9 protein-coding genes are annotated in these 12,934 nt (G+C 71.5%); 1 reads left to right on the top strand and 8 read right to left on the bottom strand.

Going from position 1 to position 12,934, the window contains the following annotated elements; translation table 11 throughout:
- Positions 1–28: 28 nt before the first annotated feature.
- The 4 genes from ACZ7DL_RS35585 to ACZ7DL_RS35570 are packed head-to-tail and all read right to left on the bottom strand — an operon-like array spanning position 29 to position 5,609.
- Positions 29–2,929 (bottom strand): DUF6603 domain-containing protein, encoded by a 2,901-nt coding sequence (locus ACZ7DL_RS35585; RefSeq protein ID WP_470780704.1) that lies wholly within the window; start codon positions 2,927–2,929, stop codon positions 29–31.
- Between the two features lie 6 nt (positions 2,930–2,935).
- The gene (locus tag ACZ7DL_RS35580; protein WP_470780703.1) at positions 2,936–4,006 is read right to left on the bottom strand and encodes a WD40 repeat domain-containing protein; all 1,071 of its coding nucleotides are present in this window, start codon (positions 4,004–4,006) and stop codon (positions 2,936–2,938) included.
- A gap of 29 nt (positions 4,007–4,035) precedes the next feature.
- Positions 4,036–4,383 (bottom strand): hypothetical protein, encoded by a 348-nt coding sequence (locus ACZ7DL_RS35575; protein ID WP_470780701.1) that lies wholly within the window; start codon positions 4,381–4,383, stop codon positions 4,036–4,038.
- On the bottom strand, positions 4,383–5,609 hold the full coding sequence (locus ACZ7DL_RS35570) for a hemopexin repeat-containing protein (protein ID WP_470780699.1): 1,227 nt from the start codon (positions 5,607–5,609) through the stop codon (positions 4,383–4,385). The genes ACZ7DL_RS35575 and ACZ7DL_RS35570 overlap by 1 nt, the downstream gene beginning before the upstream one ends.
- Before the next feature lie 325 nt (positions 5,610–5,934).
- Between ACZ7DL_RS35570 and ACZ7DL_RS35565 the strand changes: the two genes are divergently transcribed.
- Entirely contained in the window at positions 5,935–6,519 is a 585-nt protein-coding gene (locus ACZ7DL_RS35565; RefSeq protein WP_470780794.1) for a phosphatase PAP2 family protein, read from the top strand.
- 101 nt (positions 6,520–6,620) lie between these two features.
- Here ACZ7DL_RS35565 and ACZ7DL_RS35560 read toward each other — a convergent pair whose 3' ends face one another.
- The 4 genes from ACZ7DL_RS35560 to ACZ7DL_RS35545 all read right to left on the bottom strand — a co-directional run bounded on the left by ACZ7DL_RS35560 (position 6,621) and on the right by ACZ7DL_RS35545 (position 12,912).
- Positions 6,621–7,577: a hypothetical protein gene (locus ACZ7DL_RS35560; protein WP_470780697.1), complete on the bottom strand. Its 957-nt coding sequence runs from the start codon at positions 7,575–7,577 to the stop codon at positions 6,621–6,623.
- Positions 7,578–8,171: 594 nt separating this feature from the next.
- The gene (locus tag ACZ7DL_RS35555) at positions 8,172–9,521 is read right to left on the bottom strand and encodes an MFS transporter (protein WP_470780695.1); all 1,350 of its coding nucleotides are present in this window, start codon (positions 9,519–9,521) and stop codon (positions 8,172–8,174) included.
- A gap of 8 nt (positions 9,522–9,529) precedes the next feature.
- Entirely contained in the window at positions 9,530–11,542 is a 2,013-nt protein-coding gene (locus tag ACZ7DL_RS35550) for a PEP/pyruvate-binding domain-containing protein (RefSeq protein ID WP_470780694.1), read from the bottom strand.
- Positions 11,539–12,912 carry an ATP-grasp domain-containing protein gene (locus ACZ7DL_RS35545; protein ID WP_470780692.1) on the bottom strand — a complete coding sequence of 458 codons (1,374 nt, stop codon included), beginning with the start codon at positions 12,910–12,912 and terminating at the stop codon, positions 11,539–11,541. The genes ACZ7DL_RS35550 and ACZ7DL_RS35545 overlap by 4 nt, the downstream gene beginning before the upstream one ends.
- Positions 12,913–12,934: the final 22 nt, after the last annotated feature.

Here is a 12,934-nt window from a genome sequence, read left to right as displayed (position 1 = left end):
GGCTCCGTGCCCGCCAAGGGGTCCGGGCTCACGCGCGCTGCTCCCAGCTCTCGACGAGCTGTACGGGGGCCTGCGGGTCGGCGAGCTGCTCGCGCACCGCTTCCCAGGCGTCCGCGGTCGCGTTGACCAGCGACACGTCGCGGAGCAGAGGAGTCATGTCGTGGGCGGCGACCACGCTCAGCGTCGGGGGACGGACCTGGACGGCCGCCTTGGGCGTGTGCCACCGCAGCAGCCGTTCGGCGGCGCTGCGCGTGAACACCGCCTCATGGCGGAAAAGCCCCGGCCAGCGGGAGAACTGCCGGGTGGGCAGGGGAGGTTCGTAGCCGGTTTCGTACGTGTCGTCGACGCGGTGCCCGGGGCCCAGGCCGATGCCGTCCGTGCCCACGCGCACCCCGCCGGCGTGGCTGACGAAGGCGGGCGTGGAGAGCTGCTGGTCCTCGGTGAGATCGAAGAACTCGCCGGGTACGAACCGCTCGGGCAGCGAGGGGAGGTTGGCCGCGGGCCGTGGTGTGCCGAGGGTGACCTCCTTGATCGTCCACTTCTGCACCGGTACCGGCCGGCGCTCGAACCGGGAGATCGGCACGCCCAGCGGGATCACCTGCTGGCTGACCCGCAGGATGGCGTCGGGGTGCACGACCTCTCCCTTGGCCAGCTTTTCGACCGCCGCGGAAGTGAACGCCAGCGCGGTGCGCTCGACCGCCGGACGTTGCGCCACCCACGCCTTCGACCGGCCGATGGCCTCGCTCAGCGGCTTGAGCGGATCACGCCCGGGCGACGGCGCGACTGCGGGCGGCGAGCCCCATCGGATGTCGAAGTCCAGCTCGACGTCCCAGAACAGCACCGAGATGCTGCCGGTGCCGAAGGCGTGCCAGGGTGCGGGGCCCTCCAGGGTGAAGTCCAGGCCCACGCTGGCCAGTCGGCGGCCGAACGCACGTACCGCCACGCCGGCCCGTACATGCACCGAGAACGCGAACACCGGGTCGAAGACGAACAGCGCGTCCAGACCGAGCCAGCCCTGCACGCCGCAGCCGGCGATCGTCGCGTCCAGCTGCACCTGACCGCCGAACATCACCGCGTTGGAGGTGACCGCGAAGTAAGCCTCCATACGCAGCCCGAAGGCGTTGCCCGGGGCGAGGTCGACCTCGAGCCGGCGCAGCGCGGGCACCTGGGCGGGGCGGGTGTACCGCGGGTGGAAGCCGCCGGCGGACAGCACGAACTCCTGCTGCCGGCCGCCGCGCACCAGCAGGTACATCTCGCCGCGTACGGCCAGTCCGACGATCCACGACCCGGCCAGCGACACCAGCAGCTCGACCACCGGTACGGCCGGGTCGATCCGGCCGAGCACGCTCGCCTGTAGCCGGATCAGCGGTACGGCCGGATCGGGCAGGCTCACCAGGAGCCGCCCGACCAGCACCGCCCGCACCGGTGCCGGTAGTTCCAGGATCAGCGCGCCGGACAGCGACACGATCCGCCCGCCCCAGGTGATGCGGACCATCGGCCCGACCAGGGACCGCCCGGGGGCCACCGGATACGCCGAGCCCAGCGACCCGATGATCTCCGCGGCGCGCTCGACCGCGTGGTCGGGGAACAGCACGCGGTCGGCGTTGCCGTCACTGACCAGCTGCTGCAGGGCGGTGATGTCCACGCGCCGGTTGACGCCGACGAGTCCGCCGACCGCATCGAGCGCGAAGCCGAGCCCGAGCTGGATGCCGGGCGCCGGGAACGCGGCGGACAGCAGCACCAGGAAGCTGGTCGGCGCGCCTCCCGTCGGTGGCCGGAACAAGGCAACCGCCTGAACCTGGAGCACGCTCAGATCGATCGAGATCAGCCCGGCGTAGCCCGCGTCCTGCGTGCGCCGGACCACGCCGCCGCCGGAGACGGGCGGGAGGGTGAGTTCGGTGCCGACGCCGTCCGGGAACAGCTCGCCGAGCCGATGGGGGTCGATGCCCAGCCGGTCCGGTGAGAACACCACCGGCAGGTCGATCCCGGCTCGGTCCAGCGAGGCGCGCAGGGGCAGGCCGGGCAGGGCGGCGGTGACCGACACGGAGACGGCCAGCCGCGGATCGCCGCCGTCGGAGGTCAGCTCCAGCGCGGCGCCCCGGGTACGGACGCCCGGTGTGTTCAGCCGCAGCGGCAGCGCGACGCGCAGCGTGCCGGTTCGGGTGAAGCGCAGCCCGCTGTCGCGATCGGCCCGGACGGTGACCGTGACAGGCTCGGAGCCGCCGGCCATCGGGCTGGACTCGCCCGCGCCGACCAGCTTCGCCAGTGCCCTCGGCAGGACGGCGGCATTCAGCTCCCGCAACTCGACCTCGACGGCCGGCGGCGCGTCCGGGGTGGCTGTGACGGTCACCGCGAGGCCGTTCACGCTGATGCCGGGTCCGTCGGTCATGCCGGCCGCCAGACGGCCGGATCGCTCCAGGCGGATCGTCGCGGTGCCGCCGGGTGACGTCGGCGGAGTGCCGGGACCGAACGACGTGTCCCAGCCGCCCGGTGAGGCGATCGTCGCCTGCGCCTTCCACGGCCCGGTCACCGTCGGCGGCATGGACAGTGCCGCTCCCGGGGTGACCACGACGTCGAACACCGGCCCGCCTGGGGTCACCCCCAGCACCGCCCGCCCGGCCGCGGCGCCGGACGGGGCGGTCAGCACCAGGGCCACGCCGATCGGTGCCCCCGGCGCTCGCCGCCAGCCGTGCAGTCGTACGGCCGAGCCGGCGTCCAGGTTGCCGAGCGCCTCGCGTACCAGCTCCACCAGCGGGTTGCCCGCGGGCAGCCGGTCGTGCACCGCCAGCAGCCGCCCCGCCAGGACGGTTCCGGCCGCTGACGGCTCCTCACCGAGCTGGGGCAGCCGGCGGACGAGATCCTCCACCGCGTTCTGGGCCAGTGCGCGCAGTCGGTCGGCGACCTGGTGCAGGAGTTCGTGCGGATCCATGTCACCTCACCCGTGGCCCGGTTCGCCGTTGTCGATCACCAGCGCGCGGTCGAAGCAGCCGACGCCGAGCCAGCGCCCGTCCGGGCTGAATTCCAGGGCCAGCACCTCGCCGGTGGTCACGGTGTAGTGCTCTTTGCCGTCGAGGTTGAAGACGCGCACCACGTTGTCGATGGAGGCGCTGGCCACCACCTTGCCGTTCGGGGCGAACGCCACGTGGGTGACGGCGCCGAACTGCGGGTCGGGCGCCCCGGGGTCCAGCTTCGGCGCCCGGCCCCTCTCCACCCCGGACTCCGCTTCCAGTACCCGGGCGAACCCGTCCGCTCCGCCCACCACCGTCCACAGGCCCTTGGGGTCGAAGGCCAGGCAGTTCGGGGCGGCGGTGACCTCGTCGTCGATCTCTCCCTCGGCGGGCCACAGCTGCACCCCGCCCTCCGCCTCGAACATCCGGACGGTGTCGTCGGCGGCGCAGCACAGCACGAGGGAGGCGTCCGGGCTGAACGCGACGGCGAGGACGGCGTTGTCCGGGGTCAGCCGCCCGAGTTCGGCGCCCGTGGCCAGCGCCAGCACGCGCGCGGACCCGGCGAACCGGTGGTCGCCGCCATGGCGCTCGTCGATGGCCAGCGCGACCCGGGTACCGTCCCGGCTCAGGTCGATGTCGGCGATCAGCGGTGCGTCGACGGGGATCCGCCGCCTGGCCGCCCCGGTCGCGCCCTCGAGTACGGCGACCAACGTGTCGGTGGTGGCGACGACTGTCCCGTCCGGGCCGAAGCGCACGGCGTTCACCGAGTTGCCCGGATCCAGCGGTCCCTGCCAGATCGCCTTTCCGGTCGAGCTGGCACGCAGAAACACCTGCTCGAAGTCGGCCACCGCGAACGCGGCGCCGTCCGGGCTGAACTCGATGCCGGTCACGAAGCCCTCGCTGGGCACGTCCAGCGGGGCACCGATGCCCACCGTGCGCACCCGCACCAGCGAGTCGCCACCACCACTGGCGAACCGAGTGCTGTCCGCACTGAACGCGATGGCCTGGACCGAGCCGTCGTGATCGACGGTGAGTGCCACCGTGCCCGGCTGGCTCATGATCAGCTTCTTCCTGTGCCGAATCGTCGCTACCCGACGGGCAGTGAGACGTCGAAGACGGTGCTTCCGCCGCGCACCGTCACCGTCACCGTGGCCGGGGTGAGTTGGTCCGGATTGTCGAACCGGTACTGCGCGTAGGCGTTGTAACCGACCAGCTGGACGACCGGGAGCGGTCCGGGGGCCGGCCCTTGGGCGATGTTCAGGGCCTGTCCGTCGGCGACGAGTTCCACGGCGACGTCTCCGTCCTGGAGGTCGGAGGTCTCCTCCACGGCGATGGCCACGGTGACGGGCACCGTGCCGTCGGACATCTCGCCGAGAGATGGAAACACCCAGAAGTCGCCCGCGAGTTGCGGAGTATCCGAAGCCATGGGGCTCATCACGGCACACTACATTTCACGGTCCACTCCCGAGTGAAGAGTACGGTTCCGCCATTGCAGACATCGATGAGCTGCCCGCGGAAATCGACATCGATCGAGAAGAAGGTCCCCGCCGGCGCCGAGGAGATTCCCGGGGTGTCCCTGCCCACGTACTCCGCCCCGGAGCGCCGCTTGACGAGGTACATGTCGTTGCGATTCGCGTTTCCGATGGCAGCGTTGCGATGGCCGTAGTCCAGATCGACGTGGAAAGGATTGGCCGGGTTCTTCGCGCCCTGGCCGTCCTCGATGAAATTGTCGTCGGTGGAGCCGGGACCCGGCCGGGGCCGCATCACCCGTGGCTGCGGAACCCCGTTCTCCTTGGTGACGAAGGGTGCCGGCTCCCCGTTCAGCGTCAGCTGACCCCGAATGTACTGCCGGTACTCGCCGCACGCCGGAACGGACGGATTGGCGTCGGTGAACACGGCGTGCATGTCGAACTCGCCGCCGCAGTGCACGGTCGGCTGCGTTCCTTTAATGCACGTCACCAGCCTAGCCGGAATGTCGACGCTCGCCACATCGGCCTGCGGCCACTCGAGCACGTCGTCGATGGGCCCGGTGAAGCCCGCCCGGACCAGCTCCGGCCACTTCCCGGGTTCGGTGATCGGGAGGGGATAACCAGGGCGCACGACGTCGTTCTTCATGTCGTAGTTGAGGTAACTACTGCCCTTGAAGAAGTACGCCGTCCCGTTCCCCCAGTTGACCGCCGCGTCCACGCCGTTCTTGAAAGGGAGCGGGAAGTCGGGCCACCCCTCGCTGATGTCGCGGGGGTAGATGTTCTGGTCGACGAAGTCGTCCGCGATGTCGTAGCGGACGTATTTCGAGCCCTTGAAGAAGAACGCCCGTCCGTCTCCCCAGTTGATCGCCGCGTCGATTCCGGCGGCGAACGACGCGGGAAGAGCCGGCCACTGCTCGGCGGTGTCGTGCGGGTAGAAGCCGGCGTCCACGGTGTCGTCGGTCGCATCCCAGCGGACGTACTTCGACCCCTTGAAGAAATACACGAAACCGTCCGGCCAGGGGACCACGGCATCGATGCCGTTCGTGAACGAGGCGGGCATCGCGGTCCACGCCTCGGCGATGCTGCGCGGGTAGACGTCGTGGTTGACCGTCTCCGCCCCGGTGGCCGGATCGATCTCGTACCGCACGTACCTGCCGCCGCGGAAGAAGAACACCGTCCGTGCCCCAGCCATGGCCGCTCCTTCGCGCGACTCGCAGATGCCGAATGCATTGGGCAACGGCAACGTCACGCGGAGTCATCACTGTAACCGTGGGAAGCGCGGCGACGAGTATCCGGCGACCCGGATTCACTCACTTGGCTTGGGCAGCCGCCCGGGGGCTTTCGCCGTAGCCGCCGGCGGGTCCGGCGGTTCATTCCGTGGCCGGCCGCCCCTCAGGTGGTGCCATGCAGGCGCGGGCGGCGTGCAGAGGGGGCGGCGGCGCGGCTGCTCGCGCGCTCGGCTGTGCCGTACCGAGCGGACGCCCGAAGGAGACACTCGTGCCTGACCCCGCACACCCCTGTCCGCCGCCGCTGCCCGGTCCGTCACGGCCTCCGTACTGCGCGACCTCCGTGCCGTCGACGGAGCCCTGTACGCGGCCGTGGCCGCCACCCCCACGCCCACGCTGGACCGTGCGTTGCGGCGGCTGTCGCACACGGCCGACCACTCCAAGATCTCACTGACCGTGGCCGCGGGCCTCGCCCTCGTCCCGGGCCGTCCCCGGCGCGCGGCGCTGGCCGGGGTCTGCGCGGTCACGCTCGCCTCGGCGGCGTCGAACCTGTTCGGCAAGCGGATGGTCCGCCGGCGCCGGCCCGACCGGGAAGAGGCCCGCGTGGTGCTGGACCGGCACGTGCCCATGCCGAAGTCCGCATCCTTCCCTTCCGGCCACACCGCCTCGGCGACCGCGTTCGCCACCGCGGTGGGCGTCGTACTGCCTCCCGCCGCGGTGCCGCTCGGGGCGCTGGCGGCCGCCGTCGGCTACTCCCGCGTCCACACGGGCGTGCACTACCCCGGCGACGTCGCGGCCGGCGCGGTTCTGGGGTTCGCGGCCGCGGCGACGTCCCTCACGGTCGTACACGCACGGCTGCACCGCCCCACGACGTGAACAGCCCTCACACCACACACCGAGCAGACGACGGCGAGGACGCGGCCTCGCGGCCCACGCGCGGGCCGCGGACCGCGCTCTGCGGACACCGCCAGGAGCCGTCACAGGCCGACGGTGGCTCTGCGCTGCGCCTGCTCGAACTCGGTGAGCGGGTCGCCGCCGATCTGCCAGGGCCAGGCGGTGACGATCCCACCGACCGCCTCGAACACCGCACGAGCGTCAACACGGCGGTCGGCGGCCATCAGCGCGTAGGCCAGGAGGTTCAAGTCGGCGATCGCCTTGGAGTGGCGAAGGAATCCCGGCTGCACCCAGGCGTGCACCACGCGATCGAGTGCCTGAGCGGCCATTCCCTGGGACCAGTGGGTCCGTGCCACCAGTGCTTCGTATCCGCCCCGGCCGAGGATGGCCTGGTACTGGAAGACCTGCGCGGTGAGCTCCGTCGCCGCGCAGGGTGCGTTGGCCGGCATACGTGCGACCAACGCGTCGACGAACTCCATGACCTGAAACCGGGAGCCGGCCTCTTCGGGATCGAGATAGGCCAGCATGCTCATGTACGCCTCACGGTTCCACCGGTCACGCGCGAGCACCTCGTTCCACACTCCGAACACCTGCGGCTGCGTCCAGCGTTCCCAGCGCGCCACCTTGAGCAGAGCAACCCACGGAGTGGGATCGTCCGGCGCGAGCTCGGCGGCACGCAGGCAGCTCTCCGTGGCGTCGGCCGTACCGCCCCGATCGTCCTGGGCGCCGGCCTGCGCGACCTGGGTCCAGGCGTGCAGCACGAGCGCCGTCGCATTGCCAGGCTCGCGTGCGGCCCACGACCTGGGCAGATGCGACGCGGCGAGAAAGTCCGCGAGGACGCTGATCCGGTGGGTTCGGCGGTCCCAGTCGCCCGCGCTCTGGTCGAGCAGCCGCGACAGCTGCGCCAGGCACAGGTCGGTGGTGGCGATGGTCCCCGTCCTGGAGGTCGCCCGCAGGGACTTCAGCAGCCTGCCCAGCTCCTGGTCGTCGAGTTCAGGGGCGAGACGGGCCCGTTTGCGGCGGCTTGAAAGAAATCCCATGTCCGGAGGCTAAAACGGATCACACCGCCCACAAGGGTTGAGCCGAGATCGTTATCGACAACGGGGTCATTGTCATGATCTGCGGAGCCGGGCGGGCCGGCCACCGCCGGCCCGACAGCCGTCTCGCCACTGTTCTCACCACGGCCTCGACGCCGTCGGATGGCCACCATGCCGGCAGCGCCTGCACGAGGCACTGCCGGCATGGTGGCATGCCGCCGTCCAGATCCCCCCCCGCGGACACCACCAGGCGTCCCGACGTGGGTTCCTTTCCACCTGCTGCGCAACGACGGACGCCTGGCCGCACGAGCCCGCGGCCGTCGATTACCACCCCACCGAGGGCCGCTCCTGGCGCCTCTGGCTCTCCGCCGACGGCGCACGGACCGACAGCCTCCCGACACCCGGCACCATGCCCGCCACCGCTGCGGGCGAGAACGCCTCCGCCCGGGGCACGGCCGGTGAGCTGGTCCTGGCCTTGTACACCGTATTCCGGTGGACTCCCTGGAGCTCGACGGCGACCGACGTCTCTTCGACCTGCTCCTGGCCTGGGACCCGGATGCGTAGGACGTGACGACGCGCTCCCTGGGACGCCCGCACTCAAGAGCGCGGTGCCGCGCCCTCGTCGACCGGTAGGGAGACGGGTTGGTCCGTCGAGGGAGTGTCTGTTCCGCGGGAGCGGGAGACGGTGCCGCCTGCCCTGTCCGGGGTGCTTCCCCGACCGACCCGGTGCAGCGCCAGGTGAAGTGCGGGCATCAGGAGGCAGGTGAGCGCGGCACTGTGCCACAGCAGTGCGTCCAGTCGGTCTGCCGCCAGATAGGCACCGGCGGCCACCGCGGCCAGCGCGCACACACCACGGTCCACAATGCTCTCCACCGACAGCAGCGTGGCCCGCGGAGCGTGGACCGGGATGGCGTCGTTGACGAGCTTGCGCTGCACCGGATAGACGAACCCGGTGATCGCGGCGAACGCGCACAGCAGGGCGACCACGGTCCACGGCCCGCCCATGGCGGTGCCCGCCAGGGCGGCGGCGAGCGCCACGCTCAGCAGGGACACCCAGACGACAGGCGGCAGCCGGCGGCTCAGCCACTGCGGTCGGGCCGACGCCACCGCCTCGGCGACCGTCATCGCCGCGAGCACACTGCCGTGTGCGCTCTCCCCGATGCCGTGCTCCAGGAGCACCGGCTGGAACAGGTTGACCTGGCAGATCCGCGACAGCGTGAACACGGCGACGCCCTGGACCATGAGCAGGGCCAGCCACGGTGACGACCGGAGGGCACGCAGCGCGGCGCCCGTGTCGCGCAGGAAGCCTCCGTTCCGCCGTGCTCGGGTAGGCGGTCGGATGTCCGTCCCGTGCGCCGCGAGCCGCGGCAGGGCGAGGGCGCAGCCGAGGGAACCGGCCGCGCTCGCCGCGCTGAGCACGTACGGTGTCTGCGGGGCCAGTGTCATCAGCGGCCCCACGAGCGGCCAGCAGACGACCTTGGCGGCGAGCCCGAGGGCACGTGCCGTGCCCTCGGCCTTCAGGTAGTGGGCGTCCGCCCGCTCGGCGCGCAGCCCGTCGTAGAGATAGGCGCTCGCCGCGCCCGACGTCAGGGAACGTCCGGCCGCGATGGCGAGGAAGTGCGCGAGGAACCCGGTGTACGTCGGTGCCAGCACCGGTGCCATATTCGCCGCCGTCATGACCACCGCTCCCGCGCGCAGGCAGTTGCGGGCGCCGATACGGTCGGCGACGATTCCGGTCGGTATCTCGAACAGGCAGAAGGCGATGTAGTAGATGCTCTGGATGCCGAAGATCTGGCCGTCGGACAGGCCCGCGTCACGCTGGTACGCGTAGAACACGGGCATCCACCACAGCAGGTTGAACAGAAGCTGGAACCCGTTGTTCAGGCGGATGATCCGGCGCGCGGCCGGGGACGGCACCGGCGCAGGGGAGGGCCGCAGGAGGGACATACGGCGCCTCACCGGGCGTAGGGGCGGACCTGGACCAGGTGGAAGGTCCCCTCTGCGGTCATGAGCCACTCGATGTCCAGGGCGTCGTCGCAGTCGTCCTCGCTGAAGTGGGACTGCAACAGGCGTCCTGTCAGCGCCAGTTGGGCCAGTGAGGTGCGTGTCGCGGCCGGGAGGTCCTCGCGGGAGGAGCCGAGGTCGACCGTGCGCCCGCCGCCCTCGACGGTGTTGTACAGGTACTGCTGCGGCAGGACCGTGCCGTCGACCACCCGCTCGGGCGAGCCGGGCGTGCAGTTGAGGTACACGTTGCGGAAGTCCTCGGGCCGCGTCGGATCACAGGTCACCAGCACGCCCCCCAGGTCGGCGGGCATGTACTCCTGGACGATCACCCCCATGTAGGTGTCGTCCAGGGGGATGCCCGCCTGGTGCCGCAGGCGCACGCTGCGCGGCGACAGCAGCGACGCCCACACCTGCCGTACCGCGTCCATGAGCCGGTCCGTGCCGTGCACCGTGGTGACCGAGTCGTAGATCCCGGCGGCGGAGAAGCCGGGCAGATCCTCGGCGTTGGAGGAGGAGCGCACCACCAGACGACGGCCGTCCGCCGTGAGCTCCGCCACGGAGGCGGTGATCGCCCGCGCCACCTCCACGGGCATCGGCGTACTGCACGTCAGACGCTGAAGGTGCAGAGACAGCGAGTCCACCATGTCCAAGGCGTCGAGCTCCAGTGCCATCTTCAGCCTGCCGATGCCCTGCTGGAGTGCGGGGGAGGAGGTGAGGAACAGATGGTGCAGCCGGAACGGCAGGGCCACCCCCCGGGGTGCGCGGACCGTCTCCGCAACGCGTTCGGCCGCGGCGGCCCGCAGCCGCTCCGGCGACGCCCCGGGCTCGCCCAGCCGGGCGGCGAGGTGGCCGAGGAGATCCGGCCGTGGCGGGCGCGGGCGCGCGTAGAACCTCGTCAGATCCGCGGTGCGGCTGTCCAGGACGTGGTGCAGCTCCCCGAGGTTGGCGGCCTTGGTGCCGTAACCGTCCCGGTCGGTGCGCCGCAGCCGGTGCAGCGCCAGGATCGGGGCTTCCTGAAGCAGAGGTGTCTGGATACGGATGCGCTGCCGGTGCCAGGCGGGCCGTTCCAGAGCCGGTGCGCCGGGCAGCCGTTCCAGGGTGACGGCGTCCTCGCGCACGCGATAGCGCACCCACGCGCCGTCGAGACCGTCGCGCCGTACGACGGCGTCGAGATCGCGGACGATCGCGTTCGGGATGCCCCAGCCGGAGGCCAGGACGTTCGTGTGCGAAAGAGGAGTGGTCGGGGCCGTGTTGATGAACCCGGCGGTGCGGGGCACGTCGTCGGGCAGACGGGGCATGGCGACGATGTCCGGCCAGCCGAGTTCCGCGGCGGCACTCTCGTACTCGGCCGTGGTGCGGAAGTAGCGCAGCCGTCCCTCGGCCTCACCCGGGTTGAGGCAGGTACGGGTCCGGTTGCCGAACAGCTCATGGCTGAGGATGCGCGGCACCCGCGCCTCACCGACCGCGGCCAGTTCATGCTCCTGGCCGTGGTTGGCCGGCTTCAGCAGCAGCGGCAGGCGACCGTCCACCCGTCCGCGCACGTAGTGGTAGAACTCCTCCAGCAGGGGCCCGGGCATGGTGTCCGCCTCGGTGGTCTCCAGTACGAGGAAGGGCCGCTCGGAGCCGTCGGCCTCCTCCTCGGTGTGCAGGGACAACACACCGAGCAGGAAGCGGCGTTCGGGGTCCATGTACACCGAGGCGTTGAACGCGTCCAGGTTCGCGTCGAGTTCGTCCAGCGTCATGCCGAGCACGCGGGTCGCGATGTAGTCGACGTGGAAGGGATGCACCCGGGTGTCGAGCAGATGCCAGGTGTTCTCGGCACGGTCCACGACCACCTTGAGGTACGGATGGCCGGCCAGCACCCCGGACAGCGCGCGGAACAGCGGCAGCGACAGGTTGGCGCCGACGGCGGTGCGGTCGCCCGCGGTCTCGGGCACGCCCACCTCGTCCAGTGTGTCGGTCATGCCCGCACCGCCTCGGTGACGTCCGTGGGCAGGATCCGCGGCAGGGCGTCCACCACCGCGGCGAAGTCGTCCACGACGGTCTGCGGCCGGTCGGCCGACAGCAGACACACCGCCGCCATGGTGTTGGCGCCGGCGGCAGGGTCGTACACCGGCACGGGGGTGCCGTCCGGCAGGGAGCTCTCGGCGACGACGGACAGGGTGCTGCCCGCGCCGACCGGGGCGGAACGGACGACCGTGTCGGAGTCCCACCGATGGCGGCGGGCCCAGGGCGAACCGTCACCGTTCACCGCGAGCACCACCAGGGACCCGGCCGCGCCGTCGGCGTCGTCCGGTGTCAACGCCCGCGCGGGCCAGGCGGGGGAGCCGCCGAGCAGCTGATCGGTGAACATGCCGACCAGGTCGAGTCCGAAGACCTGCTCGATCTGCGGCACCGTCATCGCGCCGCCGAACCGTGCGGCCGTCTCGATCACCCACATACGACCGTCTGCGCCCAGCTTGATCTCCGTGTGCGTGCCGCAGTTCTCCAGACCCAGGGCGTCCACGGCCTGCCGGGCCAGCTCCACGATCCTGGTCTGGGCGGTGCTCCCGAGAGCCGCCGGGGTGATGCCGGCGCGCTCGGTGAACGGCGCCACCGTGGGCATCCGTCCGCTCACACAGACCGGGCGGAAGGCACCGTCGACCACCACACCCTCGACACTGACGTAGTCACCCCAGCCGGAACCGTCGAACCAGTCCTCGGCGCACCCGCTGACGATCTCCTCCACGATGAAGTCCTCACCGGCCCCGGCCACATGGAGCTCCGCGAACCCGAGCAGCGCCGACTCCGCCATCACCGTGTGCGACCGCTGCCAGGCGTCGCGCACGTCCCCCGGCGTCTCGATGATCTGGTGGGCGGTGGAACCGGCGCTCCACGCAGCCTTCAGCAGCAGCGGGAACGACAACTCGGCCGCCGCGCACTCCAGTTCCGTGGCGGTGGTGACCGAGCGGAACCGGGGCTGCGGTAAGCCCCGGCGCTCCCAGGCCGCACGCATCAGCCGCTTGTCACGGGCGAGCACGGCGGTGGGCCCGGCACCCCGCAGCCCGAGTCGCCGGGACGCCTCGGCGACCGCCACCACCGCGTACTCCGAGAAGGTGACGACCGCGTCCGCGCTCACCTCGCGCGCACGGGCGGTGATGAGCTCCACGAGATCGCGTCCCTCCACGGCGGTGTGCGTGAGGACCGACTCGCACAGCCTCGCGGCTTCCGCCGCCACGGTGGCGGGCAGCTCGCTGAGTGCCAGCAGGTGCACCGCGGACCTCGCGGCCACCCGCGTCAGGGCGTGCCCCGCCGGGGGGCCGCCCTTGGCATGCACGTACAGCACCTTGCTCACTGATACCCAACTCCCTCGGTCG

This window comes from Streptomyces sp. NPDC036984, from assembly GCF_055607665.1.
Note: the sequence above shows the minus strand (reverse complement) of the source record. Positions and strands in the feature narration are given on the sequence as shown.

Coding starts and splice junctions, on each gene's coding strand:
- ACZ7DL_RS35585 (WP_470780704.1), bottom strand. CDS start 2,929: ATGGATCCGCACGAACTCCTGCACCAGGTCGCCGACCGACTGCGCGCA.
- ACZ7DL_RS35580 (WP_470780703.1), bottom strand. CDS start 4,006: ATGAGCCAGCCGGGCACGGTGGCACTCACCGTCGATCACGACGGCTCG.
- ACZ7DL_RS35575 (WP_470780701.1), bottom strand. CDS start 4,383: ATGAGCCCCATGGCTTCGGATACTCCGCAACTCGCGGGCGACTTCTGG.
- ACZ7DL_RS35570 (WP_470780699.1), bottom strand. CDS start 5,609: ATGGCTGGGGCACGGACGGTGTTCTTCTTCCGCGGCGGCAGGTACGTG.
- ACZ7DL_RS35560 (WP_470780697.1), bottom strand. CDS start 7,577: ATGGGATTTCTTTCAAGCCGCCGCAAACGGGCCCGTCTCGCCCCTGAA.
- ACZ7DL_RS35555 (WP_470780695.1), bottom strand. CDS start 9,521: ATGTCCCTCCTGCGGCCCTCCCCTGCGCCGGTGCCGTCCCCGGCCGCG.
- ACZ7DL_RS35550 (WP_470780694.1), bottom strand. CDS start 11,542: ATGACCGACACACTGGACGAGGTGGGCGTGCCCGAGACCGCGGGCGAC.